The organism is Arthrobacter sp. CG_A4 (assembly GCF_035985125.1).
Lineage (GTDB): Bacteria > Actinomycetota > Actinomycetes > Actinomycetales > Micrococcaceae > Arthrobacter.
Genome location: NZ_JAXCID010000016.1, coordinates 1 through 18632, shown reverse-complemented (window position 1 = coordinate 18632; position 18632 = coordinate 1). Strand labels below are relative to the sequence as shown.

At 67.1% G+C, this 18632-nt stretch carries 18 protein-coding genes; 15 read left to right on the top strand and 3 right to left on the bottom strand.

The features are described from left to right. Positions 1 to 19: 19 nt before the first annotated feature. Positions 20 to 346, bottom strand: coding sequence for a hypothetical protein (locus RCH07_RS08730; RefSeq protein WP_326967075.1), 327 nt, complete (start codon positions 344 to 346; stop codon positions 20 to 22). A 240-nt stretch (positions 347 to 586) separates the two neighbouring features. After that, positions 587 to 970: a PepSY domain-containing protein gene (locus RCH07_RS08725; RefSeq protein ID WP_326967074.1), complete on the bottom strand. Its 384-nt coding sequence runs from the start codon at positions 968 to 970 to the stop codon at positions 587 to 589. A gap of 155 nt (positions 971 to 1125) precedes the next feature. Between RCH07_RS08725 and RCH07_RS08720 the strand changes: the two genes are divergently transcribed. From RCH07_RS08720 to RCH07_RS08680, 9 genes are all read left to right on the top strand, one after another. Continuing rightward, complete coding sequence (locus tag RCH07_RS08720) at positions 1126 to 2598, top strand: DUF3375 family protein (protein WP_326967073.1); 1473 nt, start codon at positions 1126 to 1128, stop codon at positions 2596 to 2598. Positions 2599 to 2600: 2 nt separating this feature from the next. Next, a complete protein-coding gene (locus RCH07_RS08715; protein WP_326967072.1) occupies positions 2601 to 3461 on the top strand; it encodes a DUF4194 domain-containing protein in 861 nt (286 codons plus the stop codon). Continuing rightward, the gene (locus RCH07_RS08710; protein WP_326967071.1) at positions 3458 to 6970 is read left to right on the top strand and encodes an ATP-binding protein; all 3513 of its coding nucleotides are present in this window, start codon (positions 3458 to 3460) and stop codon (positions 6968 to 6970) included. The genes RCH07_RS08715 and RCH07_RS08710 overlap by 4 nt, the downstream gene beginning before the upstream one ends. A gap of 208 nt (positions 6971 to 7178) precedes the next feature. Continuing rightward, entirely contained in the window at positions 7179 to 8279 is a 1101-nt protein-coding gene (locus RCH07_RS08705; protein WP_326967070.1) for an ABC transporter substrate-binding protein, read from the top strand. Between the two features lie 10 nt (positions 8280 to 8289). Continuing rightward, positions 8290 to 9354 carry a FecCD family ABC transporter permease gene (locus RCH07_RS08700; RefSeq protein ID WP_326967069.1) on the top strand — a complete coding sequence of 355 codons (1065 nt, stop codon included), beginning with the start codon at positions 8290 to 8292 and terminating at the stop codon, positions 9352 to 9354. A 71-nt stretch (positions 9355 to 9425) separates the two neighbouring features. Continuing rightward, positions 9426 to 10457, top strand: coding sequence for a FecCD family ABC transporter permease (locus RCH07_RS08695; RefSeq protein WP_326967137.1), 1032 nt, complete (start codon positions 9426 to 9428; stop codon positions 10455 to 10457). Position 10458: 1 nt separating this feature from the next. Then, a complete protein-coding gene (locus tag RCH07_RS08690; RefSeq protein ID WP_326967068.1) occupies positions 10459 to 11307 on the top strand; it encodes an ABC transporter ATP-binding protein in 849 nt (282 codons plus the stop codon). Beyond that, on the top strand, positions 11304 to 12368 hold the full coding sequence (locus RCH07_RS08685; protein WP_326967067.1) for a siderophore-interacting protein: 1065 nt from the start codon (positions 11304 to 11306) through the stop codon (positions 12366 to 12368). The genes RCH07_RS08690 and RCH07_RS08685 overlap by 4 nt, the downstream gene beginning before the upstream one ends. Before the next feature lie 85 nt (positions 12369 to 12453). Further along, positions 12454 to 13305, top strand: a complete 852-nt coding sequence (locus RCH07_RS08680) for an SGNH/GDSL hydrolase family protein (protein WP_326967066.1) — start codon at positions 12454 to 12456, stop codon at positions 13303 to 13305. A gap of 19 nt (positions 13306 to 13324) precedes the next feature. Here RCH07_RS08680 and RCH07_RS08675 read toward each other — a convergent pair whose 3' ends face one another. Beyond that, positions 13325 to 13612, bottom strand: a complete 288-nt coding sequence (locus RCH07_RS08675) for a YciI family protein (protein WP_326967065.1) — start codon at positions 13610 to 13612, stop codon at positions 13325 to 13327. Between the two features lie 100 nt (positions 13613 to 13712). Here RCH07_RS08675 and RCH07_RS08670 point away from each other — a divergent pair, with 100 nt between their 5' ends. From RCH07_RS08670 to rpsN, 6 genes are all read left to right on the top strand, one after another. Beyond that, positions 13713 to 14201: a MarR family winged helix-turn-helix transcriptional regulator gene (locus tag RCH07_RS08670; protein ID WP_326967064.1), complete on the top strand. Its 489-nt coding sequence runs from the start codon at positions 13713 to 13715 to the stop codon at positions 14199 to 14201. Positions 14202 to 14251: 50 nt separating this feature from the next. Then, positions 14252 to 16069, top strand: coding sequence for a glutaminase A (gene glsA / locus RCH07_RS08665; protein ID WP_326967063.1), 1818 nt, complete (start codon positions 14252 to 14254; stop codon positions 16067 to 16069). Positions 16070 to 16128: 59 nt separating this feature from the next. Continuing rightward, positions 16129 to 16890: an SGNH/GDSL hydrolase family protein gene (locus RCH07_RS08660; RefSeq protein WP_326967062.1), complete on the top strand. Its 762-nt coding sequence runs from the start codon at positions 16129 to 16131 to the stop codon at positions 16888 to 16890. 443 nt (positions 16891 to 17333) lie between these two features. Further along, on the top strand, positions 17334 to 17570 hold the full coding sequence (rpmB, locus tag RCH07_RS08655; protein WP_326967061.1) for a 50S ribosomal protein L28: 237 nt from the start codon (positions 17334 to 17336) through the stop codon (positions 17568 to 17570). Further along, positions 17570 to 17737, top strand: coding sequence for a 50S ribosomal protein L33 (gene rpmG / locus RCH07_RS08650; protein ID WP_013602737.1), 168 nt, complete (start codon positions 17570 to 17572; stop codon positions 17735 to 17737). The genes rpmB and rpmG overlap by 1 nt, the downstream gene beginning before the upstream one ends. 4 nt (positions 17738 to 17741) lie before the next feature. Continuing rightward, complete coding sequence (gene rpsN, locus RCH07_RS08645; protein ID WP_326967060.1) at positions 17742 to 18047, top strand: 30S ribosomal protein S14; 306 nt, start codon at positions 17742 to 17744, stop codon at positions 18045 to 18047. Positions 18048 to 18632 lie beyond the last annotated feature (585 nt).

The window sequence follows — 18632 nt, the reverse complement described above, 5'->3', positions numbered from 1 at the left end:
GCCGTGGGTGGAGGACCCTTCAGCTGTCCCGCAATACTACCCGCGGGTAGGTGCCGGTACTAGGGGCTGGCTGTGCGATGAATTCGGCGGCGAAGTCTCCCGCAAAGTCCCCCGGCAGTTCCACGCTTGAGGCGTGGTGGACCAGCCGGTCCCAGGCGTGGTTGATGCCGTCGACGAGTCCCAGGAGGACGCTGGCCGCGATGATCCAGGCGAGGCGGCCGACGCCCACCAGCACCAGGGCGGCGAACGACGCCGTCACCATAAAGAGGGTGAGTATCAGGGCAATCACGAGTGTTCCAATGAACACCATGGTTCCCGTTTCCACTGCGCTTAGGTCGAACTGCATTCTTCCCCCTGGACCATTGCTCCGGCTGAATCAGTAGCCCGAGCGTAGGGTGCGGGACGTACGGTCAGCCAGAGCCTGGCGGCCGTTCCTGGCTCTTGATACGGGATTGAAATGCTACTGCGGCGTAGGTCACGGGGCGGTCGCGAAAAACGGCATAAATCCAACGCGGGGTCACTTACGGCCGATGCAACGGCCCGTGACGGGCCGGATCTGACCCCGCGTTGTGGTTCGGTGGTGCGTTTAGTCGTCGTCGAATTCCGGGGCGGCCTGGCTGAGGACCTGGAAGTCCGCACCGACCAGGACTTCCACCTCGGAGCCGTTGTCCAGACGGATCTCCACCTCGTAGGCTGCGCCGCCTTCGTTCTCCCGCTCCACTTCGGCCAACCGGCCCTGGCCGACCTTGGCGAGGGCAGCGTTAACGGCCCTGTCCCGGTCCTCGGCCGTCAGCGCCGGCAGATTGGAATCGTCGTCCCGCTCGGTCCCGCCGCCCGCCACCTGGAACGGGCGGTCAAGGGTAACGCCGGAACCGCCGGGCTGGGTGCCGGCCGCGACCGCCACGGTCGCGCCGCCCAGAACCACCGCCGCGGCCGCCACCCCCGTAATCAATACCGCTTTTCTACGCATGACAAAAGCTCCTTTCAGGTGATGTAAACAGTGTGCTCCTGCGGCGGGAGGCATTCAACGCCTAAACCCTTCGGGGCCTGAGTTAACCTTGTAGCTGGCAGGTTTTCAGTATCCGCTGCCCCACCAACATCCCCGAGGCAGCTCAAGGAGAGTGTGTGTCCCGCTCCGCCCAGTTTTCGGCCGACGCCATCGGCGCCCGGCTCCGGGACCTCGAACTGCTCACGAAGGGTCCCGCCTGGGCGCTCACCCGTTCGGCTCCGTGGGTGATCGCCGTGCTGCAGGCCTCCTTCACCCGCACCCGGCCGCAGCTGCCGCTGGAACAGTTCCACGCCGACGTCGACGCCTTCCTGGAGCAGCTCCGCCGCCAGCCACCCGGGACGGGGGACGAACAGGGCGGCGCCGCCAACGGTGCACCCTCCGGGAAGAAATATGCGGACGAGTGGACGCGCAGGAGCTTCCTGACCCGCCGCAACCAGTCCGGCCGGATCGTCTACGAAGTCACCGAACCCGCGGCCCGGGTTCTCGCCTTCCTCGACAGCCTCTCCAGCGAACGTTCCACGCTCAACGGTTCCCGGCTCGGCACGCTGCTGGGCGACGTCGAAAAGCTCGCGAACCAGACCAACCCGGACCAGAGCGCCCGGCTCGAATCCCTTGAAGACGAGATCGGCGAACGGCGCCAACTGATCGAGGACATCAGTTCGGGGGACTTTGACGGCCTGCTCGACGACGACGAGGCGGTGGAGGCTGCCGGCAACATCCTGGACCTCGCTGCCAGCCTCCCCGCGGACTATAAGAAGATGCGTGACCGGATCGAGGAGCTGGTGGGTGAACTCCGCAACCAGATCATCGAGGAGTCACTGAGTAAGGGCGCCACCATGGCCCAGGTGCTGGAGGCGGACAAGCGGCTCCGGCAAAGTCCCGAGGGCAGGACCTTCCGCTCCTTCACGGCGTTCCTGGAAGACCCGCAGCAGCAGGTGCGCTTCCGGTCGGCGATCGGCGAGGTGCTGAGCCGGGAATTCGCGGACGACCTCCGCCAGGAGGAACGCGAGACGCTGAAGAACCTTGTGGCGGAACTGCGCACCCAGCACAGCCAGATTCAGCGGATCTACGGCAAGCTCAGCGAAAGCCTCAACACCTACGTGCAAAGCGATGACTTCCGCCAGACCGTGCGGCTCCGCACGGTCCTCCGCGAGGCCGAACAGGCCCTCCGTTCCCTCCCCTACGAGCGGGAACGCCCCGGCCTGGTCCGCGGCCCGGCGCTGTTCAATGCCGGCTTCGAGTCCCTGGCCATGGTCAAGCTCTTCAACCCGGACGAGTTCGCGGCCCCGCCGAGGCTTGCCGACCCGATCGCCTTCAGCGACTCGGACCGGGTGCGCTCGCCGCGGACCGGCAAGGCGAGCCCCGCGGCGATCCGGGCCGCATTCGCCGGTGCCGCCACCCTGGCCGAGGTGTGGGAGCAGCTGCCCGCCGGGGAACGCCACATCAATTCCATCCGGGCCCTGCTTTCGCACGCCCTGCACGCGGGCGCAGGCTTTGACCGCGAGGCCTGGGACACCATCGATTTCGAACAGATCGACGGCACCACACGCACCGCGTACTTGCCCGTCGTCACGCTCAAGAAGGATTGAAGATGACTGAAGTTTCCCACGACGCGCATACTGCGGTGGACAACGACGCAGCGCCCGGGCCGGGCCACGTTCATCCGGCCCCCTTCGCCGTCACTGCGCGGGACACTTTTGTCGACGGCGCTGCGCTTTTCCCGGGCGACACCGGTGTACTCCCGATGAAAGTCCGTCAGGCGCTTGTGAAGCTGCTTAAGGGCCCCTACATCGACGGCGGCCGTGACGAAAAACTCTGGACCACTTTGCTGGACAACCAGCTGATCCTGCGCAGCCGCCTGTCCGAGCTCTTCCTCACCCTGCAACTGGACCACGAACGCAAGGTGGCGGTGCTGCGCCCGGTTGACCCCGAGGCGATCGGCGGCAGCACCCGCTCCAGCATCCTGCGCCAGCAGCGTGCCCTGAGCCGCGTCGAAACCATCGTGCTGCTCCGCCTGCGCCTGCTCCTGGACCGCCATGTCGCAGCCCAGACGGACCCCACCATCACGCGCGAAGAAATCGCCGAGCTCGTGGCCCACTATCAGCCCACCGGCCAGCAGGATGCCCTGCGCGACTCCGACGTCGTCAACCGCGCCATCACCAAACTCCTGGCCCGCCAGCTCCTCCTCATTACCGGCCTGGACGAGGTTTTTACTATCTCCAACGCCCTCCCCCTGGCCCTCCCCTACGAAAACATCGGCGACATCCCGGCCCAGATCGATGCCCTGGTAGCCGCCGCCACGGACAAATCGGGCACCGAACCGCTGCTGGAGCTCGAGGGTGAAACCTCCGCCGGGGACGACACAGACGACACTGAAGAGGACCATTCGGTGACTGAGCGCAGCGGTGGCGCCGCGACAGGTGACCACACGGAAAGGGAGGCAGCCAAGTGAGCATTGCAACCATGCTCCCCATGGGTGAGCTCACCAACCCCGGCCAGATGCGCCTCGCCCTGGTCCAGGTGGTCAACTGGGGCACCTTCCACGGCGCCCACACGATGCACGTGGACCGCAACGGCACCCTGCTGACCGGCAATTCGGGCGTCGGCAAGTCCACGCTGTTCGATGCGATGCTGCGGGTTTTCGACGCCCGGCCGCGCTCCAACGAGGCCGCGGCCCAGCGCGCGGGAGGCGCGGTGGAGGACAAGCGGACCACGTTTACGTACATGCGTGGCAAGGTGGGGGACAAGGCCGTCGGCGAGGGCTCGGCGAGTGCCTTCCAGCGCCCCGGTGCCACCTGGTCCGCCGTCGCCCTGACCTTCGACAACGCCGCCGGCACGCGCGTGACCGTTTCGGCGCTGTTCGACCTGCCCAAGAACGGCACAGAGTCCAGCGTGGGCCGGTACTACCTGATCGACAACAAGCCGCTGGACCTTACGGCCGTTGAGGGCATTGCGGAGAAGCGGTTCACCAGGTCGGCCCTGGACGCGATCTTCCCGGCTGCCCAGATCTTCGATGTCCACAAGGCGTTTGCGGAACGCTTCCGCCGCCTGCTGGGCATCAATTCCGACCAGGCGCTCCCGCTGCTGCGCGTCATTCAGGCCGGCAAGGGCCTTGGCGGCAGCGTCAACACCTTCTTCCGCGACCAGGTCCTGGACGCTCCCGCCACGCTGGCCGCCGCGGACGACGTCGTCGAGGAATTCAGCAACCTGATGTCCATCCGGCAGCGTCTGGAGGACGTCCGGGGCCAGCGCGACCAGCTGGCCCCGGTGCCCGGCCTGAACAATGAGTACGCCCGGTCCCTGCTCGACGCCAACCGGCTCCGGGACCTCGCCGGCGAGGAATTCGAGGCCTACAGGCACCAGTTGGCCGTTACCGTCCACGAGAAAACGCTGGCCAGGTACAAGGACCTCGCGCAGGCAAAGACCAAGGACCTCGGCGCCGAACGCGGCGTGCGCGACGGCCTGGCCAGGGAGCTGCGCCAGCTCGAGGCGGACTACAACAACCAGGGCGGCAACGCGATCTCCGCGATCGAGCAGTCGCTGGAAAACGCGCGGGTGGCGCTCAAACTGCGCCAGCAGGTGGAGGAATCGGCCCGCAAGGGACTCTCCGACGCCGGACTGCAGCTTGAGTGGACCGCGGCCGGCTGGGAGCAGGCCCACGAGCATGCGGCGGCACGCTCGGACGAGTTGAAGGGCGATTCGGAGGCGCTCAAGGAGCTCCGGTTCGAGGCCTTCGACGGCCACGCCGCGAGGAAGCGCGAGCTCGCTGCGGCCCAGCAGGAACTGGTGTCACTCAAGACGCGCAAGTCCCTGCTGCCGCCGTCGAGCATCGAAAACCGCAGCGCAATCGCGGTGGCCACCGGTGTTCCCGAGGAGCATATGCCGTTCGGCGGTGAGCTGATGGACCTCGCCGACGGCCAGGAGCAGTGGCGGCCGGCCGCCGAGCGCGCGCTGCGCGGCCTCGCCACGACACTGCTGGTTCCCGGCGAGCACTTTTCCGCCGTCACCCGGTACCTCAACGACCATTCCGTCCGCGGCGCACTGCGCGCGGTGGACGTCTCCAAGCCGCTTGCCGGCGGTGCGCTGGCGGTGGAGGACGCGTCCGACGGCGATCTGCTGACGAAGTTGGACATCCTCACCGCGGGCCCGGCCGCCGCGGCGGCCGGATGGATCCGCGAACGGATCGCCCTCGACTTCGCGTTCCCGTGTGTTGAAGACCCGGACGAGCTGGCCCGGCTGGACAGGGGCCTGAGCCTGGGCGGGGTGGTCAAGCGCAACCGCCACACGGTGGAAAAGGACGACCGCAACACGTCCCGGCAGGACTACGTCCTCGGCTTCGACAACGCCTCCAAGCGTGAACTCGTCGCCGGGCGCGTCCAGGACCTGCAGCAGGAACTGGCCAAGGCCGCCGAGCTGGCGCAGGGCCGGGAAGAGTCACACCAGGGCATGAGCCGGCAGCTCGAGGCACTGCGCCGGGTGGCCGACGACCATCGCCCCTGGGAGCAGGTCTCGGCCGCCGTGGCATCGGACGGGCTCGCCCGGATCGAGCAGCGGCTCAAGGATGCCCTCGCCGCGCAGGCCAACCTCGAACCGCTGCGCGCCAACACCGAGGCCGCCCGTCACAGGCACCAGTCCAGCACCGAGGCCGCGGCCGTGCTGCAGAGCGAGTACAAGGCCCTCGACTCGCAGCTGACCAGCGCCGATGCGCTGCTGGACGCCGCCCGCACCCGTCTGGCGCAGGCGCCGCCGTCGTCCGCCACCGTCTCCTCGCTGGAACCGTACTTCCCGGACGTCGGCGATGTCCTGGAAATGTATGGGCTGGACAACCTCGCCAACCAGGTGCGGACCCGGCTCCTCGCGGAGCTGCACGCCGCGGAATCCCGGGGGCAGGCCACCTCGGAACGCCTCACCCGCATCTTCGAAGGCTTCGTCCGCGAATGGGGCACGGCGGTTTCCGCGGACCACGGCACCTCGATCGGGGCAGCGGGCGAGTTCGAATCCCGCTACCACGACATTGTGAGCGACGGGCTGCCCGCGCAGGAGTTCGAATTCCGGCAGTTCTTCAACCAGCGCACGCACGAATCCTTCAGCACGCTGCTGCACCTGCTGGACGAGGAACGCCGGTCGATCACCAGCCGCATCCTTCCGCTCAACGGGATCCTGTCCCGGGTGAACTTCCACGAGGGCAGCTTCCTGGAACTGGACATCAAGCAGACCCTGCCGGCCACGGCGAAGCAGTTCAAGGACGCCATTCAGAACGCGCTCAGGGTCCGGCACGCCCGGCCGGTCAAGGCCGCCGCCGCTGCTCCCGCTGCCGCCGCTGTTGCCGCCGCCGCTGCCGCTGCCGGGACGGAAATCGACGACGACGCCGAGCTCACCAACCGCTACAAATCGCTCGAAACGCTCGTGAAGCGGCTCGGCTCGCAGACTCCCGAGGACCGGCGCTGGCGCGCCGAGGTGCTCGATGTCCGTGGACACCTTTTCGTTCAGTGCAAGGAGCACCGCGAGGTCCAGGGCGCCGGGGCCAGGGGGCCGGGAAAGGGCGGTCGCCGGAAGACCGAGGTCTTTATGCACGCGGACACCGGCTCGATGTCCGGCGGCGAGCGGCAGCGCTTCACCGCGTTCATTATGGCCGCGGCGCTGAGCTACCAGCTGGGTATCGCCGAACAGGGGTTCACCACCTACGGCACCGTGATGATGGACGAGGCCTTCGTGCTGGCCTCGGAGGAGTTCGCCGGCGCCGGCATCAAGGCGCTGCACGAGTTCGGCTTCCAGCTGCTTCTGGCCGCGCCGGAGAACGTGATCGACCTGTCCCGGCACCTCGGCTCGGTCACCGACATCCTGCGGGACAAACGTACCAACCGCTCCGGCGTGCTCACCGCCCCCGTGATCGGGCCCCGCCCGGGGTCCGTGGGGACGTGGCGGTCCGAGGCCAACCCGGTGGACATCGTCCTCCGCTGAACCACCCGTCAGACAGCAACGCGGGGTCACTTAGCGCCCATTATCCCCCTCGGGATGGGCCGTAGGTGACCCCGCGTTGTTTGGAGTTGGCACAGACATCGGCACGGGCGTCCGCGCATTAGGATAATTACGTCACGGAAGAGTTGCGTAATCTTCGCAAGGATAGGCTAGCCTTACTTAGGTTCACTTCATTGACCTAAGGAATCCTATGCATCTCCCCGCCCAGAGCGAGACACTCCGCCCCGCGCCCAGACGTAACTTCTTTCGCGCCGCCGGGCAGGCGACTGCCGCCCTGGCCGCGGTCACGCTCTCCCTGAGCGCCTGCTCCACCGGCCCGGCAAGCTCGACGGCGCCCGGCGCGCCCAGCCAATCCGCCAGCTCAGCCTTCCCGGTGACCATCAAGCACGTCTTCGGCCAGACGATCATCAAGGAACAACCCCAACGCGTCGTCACCGTCTCCTGGGTCAACGACGACGTCGCGATCGCGCTCGGCGTCGTCCCGGTCGGTGTCCCCAAGAACGAGTGGGGCGGCAATGACCAGGGCTCCACACCGTGGAAGGACGCCGCGCTCGGGAAGCTCGACGCCGGCATCGGTTCGGCAAAGGCCCCGGCCCGGTTCTCCGAGGCGGACGGTATTAACTTCACCGAGATCGCCAAGCTCAACCCCGACGTCATCCTCGGCGCATACTCCGGCCTGAAGGAAGAGGACTACAAGAAGCTCAGCGAAATCGCGCCGGTGGTGGCCCACCCCGAGGTCGCCTACGGGACCTCATGGCAGGACTCCACAGCCATCATCGGCAAGGCACTCGGCAAGGAAACCGAAGCCACAAAGCTGGTCGCGGACACCGAGGCCACCATCAAGGACAAGGTCTCCAAGTACCCGCAGCTCGCCGGAAAGTCTTACATCTACGGCAATCTGGATCCGGCAGCCACGGCGAAAATCGGCCTCTACACCGCCAACGACAACCGGCCGCGGTTCCTCAGTGCGATCGGGATGAAGCTGGCGCCCGTTGTGGAGGCCAACTCGAAGGGCTCCAAGGAGTTCTACATCCCCTGGTCCGCAGAGAAGGCCAACGAGCTCGAATCGGACATCTTCGTGACCTGGGTTGCCGACGCCGACGCTGCGACAGCCGTCACGGCCGACCCGCTGATGGCCCAGATCCCGGCCATCAAGCGAGGCGCCCTGGTCTCAGATTCTGACAACACCCTCACGCTGTCCATCTCCGCCTCCTCGCCGCTCAGTCTGCCCTGGTCCCTGGACACGTTCCTGCCCCAGCTGGCCGCCGCCGCGGACAAAGCAGCCAAGTAGCCACCGCCCCATGAGTCCACTGACGACGACGGCGGCCATGGCCGCCGCCGGATCCGCACCGGAGATCCCGGTCGCCCCCGCCCGGGGTCCCCGTGCCTTCTGGCTGCTGGCCGCCGTCGTTGTCCTTGCTCTCGTGGCCGCGGCGTCGCTCGCGATCGGGGCCCGTGGCCTGTCCCTGGGAACCGTCTGGCAGGCGCTGGTCCAGTTCGATCCGGCCGACGGCGATCACGCCGTAGTCCACGCCCGGATCCCGCGCACCGTCCTGGGCCTGCTCGCCGGCGGCGCCCTCGGGCTCGCGGGCGCGGCGATGCAGGGCGTGGCCCGCAACCCCCTCGCGGACCCGGGGATCGTTGGCGTCAACGCCGGGGCCGCGCTGGCCGTCGTCACCGGCATCTACGTTTTCGGCGTCTCCTCCCTGACCGGGTACATCTGGTTCGCGTTCATCGGCGCCGCGGGCGCGGCCGCCGTCGTCTATCTGATCGCTTCGCTGGGCCGGGACGGTGCGACGCCGGTGAAGCTCGCCCTCGCGGGGGCGGCCCTGAGCGCGGGACTCTTTTCGCTCATGAACGTGATCCTGGTTTCCAGCCAGGACACCCTGGACCGCTTCCGGTTCTGGCAGGTCGGCGGGATCGCAGGCCGCGACTGGTCCGTGGTGCTCCCCGGGGTACCGTTCCTGCTGCTCGGCGCCCTGATTGTGCTGGGCACCGGGCGGATCCTCAACGGCCTTGCCCTGGGTGATGATCTGGCCCGCGGCCTCGGCCAGCGCGTGGGGGTAGCCCGCGGCATCACGGCACTGGGGATCGTGCTGCTCTGCGGATCGGCCACCGCGCTGGCGGGCCCGATCGGCTTCATCGGGCTCGTCATTCCGCACGCTGTCCGCTTCCTGACCGGTCCCGACTACCGCTGGATCCTGCCGTTTTCGCTGGTCCTGGCGCCGGCGCTGCTCCTGGCGGCCGACGTGATTGGCCGTGTCATCCTGCTCCCCGGCGAGGTTCCCGCCGGGATCCTGACGGCGCTGCTCGGCGCCCCGGTGTTCGTCTGGCTGGTCCGCCGCGGCAGGGGGACCGGCCTGTGAGACTCGCCGATACTAAAACCCCCGTTGACCTATCACTTCCCGTCGCTAAAACCGCGGCTGAGCAACCAAAACTGATAGCGCAACACCGGCGGACCCTTGTCCTGGCGCTCGCCGCCGCGGTGGTCTTCGCCGCGAGCGTGCTCCTGGGCAGCTACACCGTCACCATCCCCGACTTTTTCAGGATCCTGGTTGCCCACCTCACCGGCGGGGCGAAGATTCCCGGCGCGAGCTTCATCGTGATGGAGCACAAGCTGCCGCGGGCCGTGGTGGGCACACTGATCGGCGCCGCGTTCGGACTGTCCGGCGCGCTGTTCCAGACCATGCTGCGCAACCCTCTGGCCAGCCCGGATGTGATCGGCATCAGCTACGGGGCCAGCGCCGCGGCCGTCACGGCGATTGTGCTCTTCGGCGCGTCCGGTGCGGTGGTGTCTGGCGCGGCCTTCGCCGGTGCACTGGCCGTGGCCGCCCTGATTTACGCGATCTCCCGCAGCGGACCGCCCGGCTCCGGCGGCGGCCGGGGCAGCGCCGCGGGAAGCCGGCTGATCCTGGCCGGGGTGGGAATTGCCGGCGCGCTGCAGGCCGTGGTCAGTTTCCTGATGACCCGGACGGATATCCGCACAGCCGCGGACGCCCTGATCTGGCTCAACGGCTCGCTCAACACCGCCAGCTGGGACCGGGCCGGGGTCCTCAGCCTCGCGTTGCTGGTGCTGGTTCCGGCCGTTGTGGTCCTCGCTGGACCGCTGCGCATCCTCGAACTCGGGGACGACGCCGCCGCCGGCCTCGGAGTGCGGGTCGGCGCCACCCGGCTCGCGATCGTGGTCGCCGCCGTCGGGCTAGCAGCGGCGGCGACGGCGGCTGCCGGACCCGTCGCGTTTGTCGCCTTCCTCGCCGGTCCGATTGCCGGCCGATTCGTCCGGAAGGCAAGCCTGCCGGCGTCGGCTCTGACCGGCGTGCTGCTGGTCCTCTCGGCGGACTACCTGGCCGCAAATATCGCCCCGCTGCTGCTGGCCGGAACCGTCCTTCCGGTGGGCGTGGTCACCGGCGCACTGGGTGCCCCGTTCATGCTGTGGCTTCTGGTCACGACCAACCGGAAGGATGCCTGAGATGGCAGCATTGCACGCCTCCGGCCTGACGCTGAAATACGACCAGCGCACCGTTATCGAGGGACTTTCCGCAGACATCCCCGAGGGTAAAGTGACTATGATCGTCGGCGCCAACGCCTGCGGCAAATCCACCCTCCTCCGGGGCCTCGCCCGGCTGCTCAAGCCCGCTGCGGGCGTGGTCACCCTGGACGGCAAAGACATCCACAGCCGGCCCGCCCGCGAAGTTGCCCGCACCCTTGGCCTGCTCCCGCAACACCCGACGGCGCCGGACGGCATCACGGTCCGGGACCTCGTGGGCCGGGGCCGCTACCCGCACCAGGGCTTCTTCCGAAACCGCTCGGCGGAGGATGAGCGCGCCGTGCAGCGCGCGATGGCCGCCACCGCAACGCTGGAACTCGCCGAACGGAGCGTGGACGAACTCTCCGGCGGGCAGCGCCAGCGCGTCTGGATTGCGATGGCCCTGGCGCAGGAAACCGGGGTGCTGCTCCTGGACGAGCCGACGACCTACCTGGACCTCGCCCATCAGGTGGAGGTCCTGGACCTCATCACGGACCTCAACCGGCAGCGCGGCACCACGGTGGCGATCGTGCTGCACGACCTCAACCTCGCTGCACGGTACGCGGACCACGTCATCGCCCTGAAGAGCGGGAAGATCGTGGCGCAGGGGGCTTCCGCGGCGGTGGTGACTGAGGAACTGGTCCGCGACGTGTTCGGACTGGAATGCCGCGTGGTGCCGGACCCGGTTTCCGGCACTCCGCTGATCATCCCGTTCGGCCGCCACCACACTGGGTCCGCCGCTGAATCAGCGGACGCCGAAAGCCCGAATCCAACCCTGGAGCTGGTCCCATGACCGCAACGAACCACACCGCCCGTCCCGCCCATGGTCAGCTCGCCACCGAACCCATGACCCGGGCGTTCGAGGTCCGGGTGACGGCGGTCCAGCAACTCAGCCCGAACTTTCGACGGATCACCTTCGGCGGCTACGCGCTGCGGGACTTCGGTGTGCACGGCGGCACCCTGGACCTGCGGGTCAAGCTCATGATCCCGTCGCTGGCGGCGGACGGCACCCCCATACCGCTCCCGGAATTCCGGACGGAGCAGGCCGGCTGGTACCGCGGGTGGCTGGCCATGGACCCGGCAACCCGCGGATCCATGCGCACCTACACGGTGCGGCAGGAGCGCCTCGACGCCGTCTACCCGGAAATCGACGTCGACTTCGTGCTGCATTTCGACGCCGAGGGGAAGGGCGGCCCGGCCGCCACCTGGTCCCTGAACGCCAGACCCGGGGACGCCATAAGCCTGATCGGGCCCAACATCAGGGCCGCCCACTGCGTCACGGCGGAAACCTACTCCGGCATCGAGTGGCGGCCGGGCCTGGCCCAGCGCGTGCTTCTCGCCGGGGACGAAACCGCGGTCCCCGCGATCAGCGCCATCCTCGAAAGCCTCCCGTCCTATCTGAGCGGGCACGCCATCCTCGAGGTACCGGCGGCCGGCGACTTTCAGGACCTCCGGACCGACGCCGACGTCGACATCACCTGGCTTGCCCGCGGCGCGGCGATCGGCCGCTCCCGTCCGCACGGCCAGCTGCTGCACGAGGCGGTCCGGGCAGCGGTTTCCCTGCCCGGCTGGGTGGGCATCACATCCGCCGGCCAGGCCGCCGGACCCGAGCCTGAGGACGTCAACGTGGACCAGGGCATCCTGTGGGAAACCCCCGCCCGGATGGACGCCGCCGCGATCGGCGCCAGCAAGAACCCGCATAAGCCCGCGGGCGCCCTGCCGTTCTACGCCTGGATCGCCGGCGAGGCCGGGGCCATCAAGGAGCTGCGCCGGTACCTGGTGCGGGATGTGGGGATTGACCGGAAGCAGGTGGCGTTTATGGGGTACTGGCGGCAGGGCAAGGCCGAGCTCTAGACCCGAAGCACCCGCAGGCGGCCGGCTCACCTGCTGTGCCCCGCGTGTTAACCCCGACGTCGTGCGGCCGGGCTACCGTGGCGCCATGGCCGAAAACCTTCTCAGCACGGGCCCTGACGGACGGCGGGTTTACGTTGCCCTGGGTGATTCCTTCACGGAGGGGGTGGGGGACTACAACCTCCGGCTGCCCAACGGCGTGCGTGGCTGGGCGGACCGGGTGGCGGAGCAGCTGGCCAAGTCGGAACCGGGCTGGAACTACGCAAACCTTGCCGTGCGCAGCAAGAGGCTGCGCCACGTCGTCGCCGAACAACTGGAACCGGCGCTGGCCATGCAGCCGACGCTCATCACCTTGTATGCCGGCGGAAACGACATTCTGGATATTGGGACGGACATCCAGGTCCTGATGCGGGACTACGAGTCGCTGGTCGCGCGGCTATCCGTTACCGGGGCAACGCTGGTGCTGTTCACGGGATTCGACGTCAGGGTCTCGGCGTTGCTGGAACCGCTGAAGAAGCGCAACGCCATCTACAACCAGCGCGTCCGCGAGGTGGCCGCCCGGTACGAGGCTGTACTGGTGGACTACTGGTGCTTTGACGCGTTCTACGACCCGCGGATGTGGGATTCGGACCGGCTGCACATGTCCAAAGCGGGCCACAAGTACCTCGCCGGGCAAGTCCTGGACCAACTCGGCGTCCCGCACAAGGTCAAGCCCAAGGAGTGGGAGCCGCCCGCGAAACTGGGCCTCCGGGACTGGGAGCGAAGGCAGCGCCGCTGGGTCCGTGACTGGGTCCTGCCGCTGTTCGGGCGCAAGCTCCGCGGCGTCACGCTGGGGGACGAGCTCAGCCCCCGCTGGCCGGAGCCGGTCAGGGTCCCGCAGAAGGGCGGACTGAAGAAACTGACCGCCAAAATCACCGTGGACCAAGCCGGACCGGACTAAACCGGGCAGGGCCGGGCGCTCAGCTGTCCAGCAGGTTTTCGTAGCCCGGGGCCACCCGGTTGGCATGGAACTCCATGACCTCGAATTCGGCAACCCCGTTCACGGAGAACGGGTCCCTGGCCAGCACAGCATCAAGGACCGACCGGTCCGCGTTGGATAGCAGCAGCGCGCCCGTGCGTGGAATCTTCCGCCCCGCAACCATAAAAACGCCTTGGTCGAAGGCGTCCTGCAGCCACGTGACGTGCGCCGGGAGATGGAAGTCAACGATCTCTTCGGGGACCTTGTAGGTCAGGGAGACTACGTACATAGGGCCAGCCTACTGCCTGGGCACAGCCCGGCAGGGGCACGGCTACCTTCCGAATCAGCGCAGTTGAACCGTCAAGCTTTAGTTCTCCTAGACTGTGACCATGACTGAACCGCGCTGGCTGAACGCCGACGAACGCCGGGCCTGGCTGGCCCAGCTGAGCATTAACACCCTGCTTCCGGCGGCCCTGGACACGCACCTCCACCACGCGCGCAAGCTCTCCCTCTTTGACTACAATGTCCTCGCGATGCTCTCCGAGGCAGAAGGCCACTATCTGGCCATGAGTGAACTGGCCGCGCGCACCAGCGCCTCGCTGTCCCGGCTGTCCCATGTGGTCACCAAGCTGCAGGCCCGCGGGTGGGTGGAGCGCCGCCCGCACCCCGGAGATGCCCGGGTCACGACGGCGCACCTCACCGGCGCCGGGATGGAAACCATCGAGGAGCTCGCCCCCGCCCACGTCGGGGCCGTCCGTTCGTTGTTCCTCGATGCACTGAGCGAGGAGGACGTCGCCGACCTCGCCAGGATCGGCGAGAAAATCGTCGGCCGCCTGGATAAGGACCACTGGATCCTGCGGGACAGCAAAGAGGCCTGAGACCCACCGGCCATGCTTCCCCGAACGCGGCGTCGCCTAGTGTTGGCACTATGGAATCGCCGATCGACAGCTACCTGCGCCAGATCCACGCCGAGATTGCCAGGCTCAAGGACGGCACGCCGTACAGCACCATTCCGGCGATGGCCAACGTGGATCCGGACAACTTCGGCATCGCCCTTGCCACGGTGGACGGCCAGGTGTACGAGGTGGGGGACACCCGCGAGGAATTCACCATCCAGTCCATTTCCAAACCGTTCACCTACGGGCTGGCCCTGGAGGATCTGGGCTGCGACGCCGTGGATGCCAAGGTGGACGTCGAGCCCTCGGGTGATTCCTTCAACGAGATTTCCCTGGCCGCGGGGACCGGCCGCCCGGCAAATGCCATGATCAATGCCGGCGCCCTCACCGCCACCTCCCTGATCAAGGGCTCCGGCGGGCAGTCCGGCTTCAAGCGGATTCTCAGCACGTATTCAGCCTTCGCCGGCCGGCAGCTCTCGGTCAGCGAGAAGGTCTATGAATCCGAGGTCAAGCACGGCCACCGCAACACTGCCCTTGCGCACCTGCTGCGTTCCTTCAACATCATCGAAGATGATCCCACCCCGGTCCTTGAGGACTATTTCCGCCAATGCTCGGTGCTGGTGAACTGCTTTGACCTTTCCATCATGGCCGCCACGCTTGCCAATAGCGGCCGGAATCCGCTCAGCGGCAAGCAGGTGCTGGAGATAGGGCCGGTGGAGCGGGTGCTTTCGGTAATGATGACCTCCGGGATGTATGACGACGCCGGGGCCTGGATCAGCAGCGTCGGCATGCCCGGAAAGAGCGGCGTGGCCGGCGGGATCATCGCGGTGCTGCCCGGCCAGGTGGGCCTCGCCGTCTACTCGCCGCCGCTGGACGAGCACGGCAGCAGCGTGCGCGGGCTGGCAACCGCCCAGCGGCTTTCCCGGGACATGGAACTGCACTTCGTCCGCGCGGCGCGGACCGGCCGGTCCGCCATCCTCGCCGCGTACGATGTCACCGAGACGCCCTCGGGCATCCGCCGCAACGACGAGGCCGCCGATGTCCTCCGCGCCCACGGCCACCGGGCCCGCGTGATCGAGCTCAACGGCGACCTGCTCTTCGCCGGAACCGAGTCCATGGTGCGGGAGCTCAGCGCGCTGGAGGACGACGTCGAGCTTGTGGTCCTGGATCTGCGCCGCACGGACCAGGTTGGCGAGGTCGCTGTCCGGATGCTGGGCACGGCCCGGGAGGGGATGGCCGGCGCCGGCCGCGGACTCGTGCTGATCGAGGCGGACGGCTCGGTGGCGGAGTCGTTAAACCAGGAAACCGGCCAGCCGGTGCCGTCCTACGCCACCCGGAACGCCGCCGTCGAGTACTGCGAAAATCTTCTGCTGGCGCACTACGGGAACCAGCTGCTGTTGCCGGATCACGTTCCGGTGACCGCCTCGCCCGCCCTGGCGCCGCTGGAGGACGCGGACGCCGAGGCTTTGCAGGCCCTGATGACAGCGAGGAAGTACGACGACGGCGACGTCATCCGCCGCGTCGGGCTTCGGTTTGGCGGGGTCTACTTCATCACCTCCGGCAAGGTCAGCAGCACCTCCCCGGGGCCCACCGCCGACCGGGTCAAACTCAATACCCTCAGCGCGGGCATGACGTTCGGTGAACTGGCGCTCGGCAGCGGCAACCGGCAGGAGACCACGGTGCGGGCAGTCGGCCCGGTCGAAGTCATGGTGCTCAGCGCCGAGTCCATCGCAGAGCTGGAAGAGAGCGAGCCGCGACTCGCCATCGGCCTGTGGAAGGCCCTCACCCGGGACGCCTACACCCGGGTGGAGCAGTACCTGCGCGAATCGGCCGTCCGGATCCGGGAGTAGCTGCCGGCCCGTTGTCCTACGCTTTGTTTGCTTGGGGCAACTGCTGGCAGACTGGGCGTATGGATTTCACGTCCCGCTATGTAGCCATCGGAGACTCCTTCACGGAAGGCGTCGGCGACGACGACCCCGCCCGTCCCAACGGCGTCCGGGGCTGGGCTGACCGGGTAGCCGAGCAGCTGGGCGCCGCGGACCCGGGGTTCGGCTACGCGAACCTCGCCATCCGCGGGAGAAAAATTCGCCAGATCATGGCAGAGCAGGTGGACGCCGCCGTCGAACTCAAACCGACGCTCGTGAGCATCTATGCCGGCGCAAATGACATCCTCCGCCCCCGGGTTGATGTCGACGAGCTGCTGGGGGAATACGACGCCGGTATCCGCAAACTCAAGGCCGCCGGCGCCACCGTGGTGATGTTCACCGGCTTCGACGCCCGCGGCTCCAAGATTTTCGGCACCATGCGCGGCCGCACCGCCATCTACAACGAGCTAGTCCGCGGAATCGCCGGTGACCACGGCGCCCTGCTGGTGGACTACTGGCGCTTCAGCGAATATTACGACTGGGGCATGTGGGGCACCGACCGGATGCATATGTCCGCCGCCGGCCACGCGAACATGGCCAGGCGCGTCCTCACCGTCCTGGAGCACCGCCACACGATCGACATCCCGCCCATGACGCCGGTGCCGGACCTGGGCAGAGCAGAGGCAATCCGTGCCAACGCCCGCTGGGTACGCGAGTTCGCCGGCCCGTGGGTGGTCCGCCGGGTCACGGGGAAGTCCTCGGGAGACGGCCTGACTCCGCGCTACTCCCGGCTCACCCACCTCTAAGCGCGGAAACCCGGCGTCGCCAGCACGTCCACGTGGACGGCCGCCCTTCATGCACCCCGGCACACCGGATTGGTCTTTAATTCGCCAAGCTCGTAGACTTGGTAGGCGCTAGGTGGCGCGGAGCGTGTGCAATTGCTCCGGTTGGCGGGAATTGTCGGCAGAATCGACAGTCCTGGCGGCCGGTAGTTAGGGGCTCAAGTTGCGTGCACTCCTGTATTCGCCCAGCATCCCGGTACTTCGCGGTGGCTTTCCGAAAGGTTTCCCCTGCCCGGTACCCGTGGCCCACAATCTTCGCCGCAATGATGAAGGCAGCCGGCTTACGCCGTCTGCCTGCACACTGCGGAACTATCGATCACGGGTGGGGCTGGACTGCGGACGCTGCCTGCCGCACGGTTGAGCGGGAACTCCGCCAACCGTTTCGTTCATTTTTGAGGAGAGTCGTCATGGCAGCACACTGCCAGGTGACCGGAGCCGAGCCGGGCTTTGGACACAGCATTTCGCACTCGCACCGCCGCAACAAGCGCCGGTTCGACCCGAACATCCAGAAGAAGCGCTACTGGGTTCCGTCCCTGCGCCGTAATGTCACTCTGCAGCTCTCTGCAAAGGGCATCAAGACCATCGACGTTCGTGGCATCGATGCAGTTGTCGCCGCCATCCTGGCACGAGGAGTGAAGCTCTAATGGCAAAGGATAAGGACGTACGTCCGATCATCAAGCTCAAGTCGACCGCGGGCACGGGTTACACCTACGTGACGCGGAAGAACCGTCGTAACGACCCGGACCGCATGGTTCTGAAGAAATACGACCCCAAAATCCGCCAGCACGTCGAATTCCGAGAGGAGCGCTAAACACATGGCTAAGAAGTCAATGATCGCTAAGAATGAACAGCGTAAAGTCATCGTCGAGCGTTATGCTGCAAAGCGCCTCGAACTGAAGAAGGCTCTGGTTGATCCCAACTCGACCGACGAAGTCCGCGAAGCTGCACGCCTCGGCCTGCAGAAGCTGCCCCGCAACGCCTCACCGGTGCGTCTGCGTAACCGCGACATCATCGATGGCCGCCCCCGCGGCACCTTCCAGAAGTTCGGTATCTCCCGTGTTCGCTTCCGCGACATGGCTCACCGCGGTGAGCTCCCGGGTATCAAGAAGTCTTCCTGGTAATTCAGCACTCCTGAATCCAGTGGCTTGAGGAGGGGCCGGCAACCGTTTGGTTGCCGGCCCCTCCTGCGTTTAAGTGCGGGTCTGCGGTCGCCCCAGCGTGGACGGGATGCTGCTTGCCGGTTCGCGGACACCGCGGGTGGGGCTGGTTTGCGGTGGGGGTTGGGTGGGTGTATTGTTTTCTAAGTCGCCACGGGGGAGACCAGCGGATTTGCTGGGAACCGGAGGCGGCCAATCCCCTAATTTTCAAGGCCAGGATCTGGTTGGCGTTTTTGTGCGCTGCGGGTTCGGGTGGGGGCGGTGTGGTTGCTGGTGTGGTCCTGGAAGCGGGATTTGCATCGGGGGCTGGTGCCGGGTAAGTTTGGGAAGTTGCTCCGGAGCGATCCGCGACCGTGTGGTTGTGGTGGTGCCGGGTGTTTCTGTTGTTTGAGAACTCAATAGTGTGCCAAGTTTGTTGATACCAATTTATTGTATTGAATTGGTTGAATTGGCTGGGCCTGCCGCTTTGTGTGGTGGGTCTGGTTTTTACAGCTGGTTTCAAATTTTGCAGCTTTCTTCTCCCGTTTTCCCGGGGGTGTTGGTTGTGTT

Excerpts from the sequence above, each read along its gene's own strand:
- RCH07_RS08730 (WP_326967075.1), bottom strand. The coding sequence starts at position 346 with ATGCAGTTCGACCTAAGCGCAGTGGAAACGGGAACCATGGTGTTCATT.
- RCH07_RS08725 (WP_326967074.1), bottom strand. The coding sequence starts at position 970 with ATGCGTAGAAAAGCGGTATTGATTACGGGGGTGGCGGCCGCGGCGGTG.
- RCH07_RS08715 (WP_326967072.1), top strand. The coding sequence starts at position 2,601 with ATGACTGAAGTTTCCCACGACGCGCATACTGCGGTGGACAACGACGCA.
- RCH07_RS08705 (WP_326967070.1), top strand. The coding sequence starts at position 7,179 with ATGCATCTCCCCGCCCAGAGCGAGACACTCCGCCCCGCGCCCAGACGT.
- RCH07_RS08700 (WP_326967069.1), top strand. The coding sequence starts at position 8,290 with ATGAGTCCACTGACGACGACGGCGGCCATGGCCGCCGCCGGATCCGCA.
- RCH07_RS08690 (WP_326967068.1), top strand. The coding sequence starts at position 10,459 with ATGGCAGCATTGCACGCCTCCGGCCTGACGCTGAAATACGACCAGCGC.
- RCH07_RS08685 (WP_326967067.1), top strand. The coding sequence starts at position 11,304 with ATGACCGCAACGAACCACACCGCCCGTCCCGCCCATGGTCAGCTCGCC.
- RCH07_RS08680 (WP_326967066.1), top strand. The coding sequence starts at position 12,454 with ATGGCCGAAAACCTTCTCAGCACGGGCCCTGACGGACGGCGGGTTTAC.
- RCH07_RS08675 (WP_326967065.1), bottom strand. The coding sequence starts at position 13,612 with ATGTACGTAGTCTCCCTGACCTACAAGGTCCCCGAAGAGATCGTTGAC.
- RCH07_RS08670 (WP_326967064.1), top strand. The coding sequence starts at position 13,713 with ATGACTGAACCGCGCTGGCTGAACGCCGACGAACGCCGGGCCTGGCTG.
- glsA (WP_326967063.1), top strand. The coding sequence starts at position 14,252 with ATGGAATCGCCGATCGACAGCTACCTGCGCCAGATCCACGCCGAGATT.
- RCH07_RS08660 (WP_326967062.1), top strand. The coding sequence starts at position 16,129 with ATGGATTTCACGTCCCGCTATGTAGCCATCGGAGACTCCTTCACGGAA.
- rpmB (WP_326967061.1), top strand. The coding sequence starts at position 17,334 with ATGGCAGCACACTGCCAGGTGACCGGAGCCGAGCCGGGCTTTGGACAC.
- rpmG (WP_013602737.1), top strand. The coding sequence starts at position 17,570 with ATGGCAAAGGATAAGGACGTACGTCCGATCATCAAGCTCAAGTCGACC.
- rpsN (WP_326967060.1), top strand. The coding sequence starts at position 17,742 with ATGGCTAAGAAGTCAATGATCGCTAAGAATGAACAGCGTAAAGTCATC.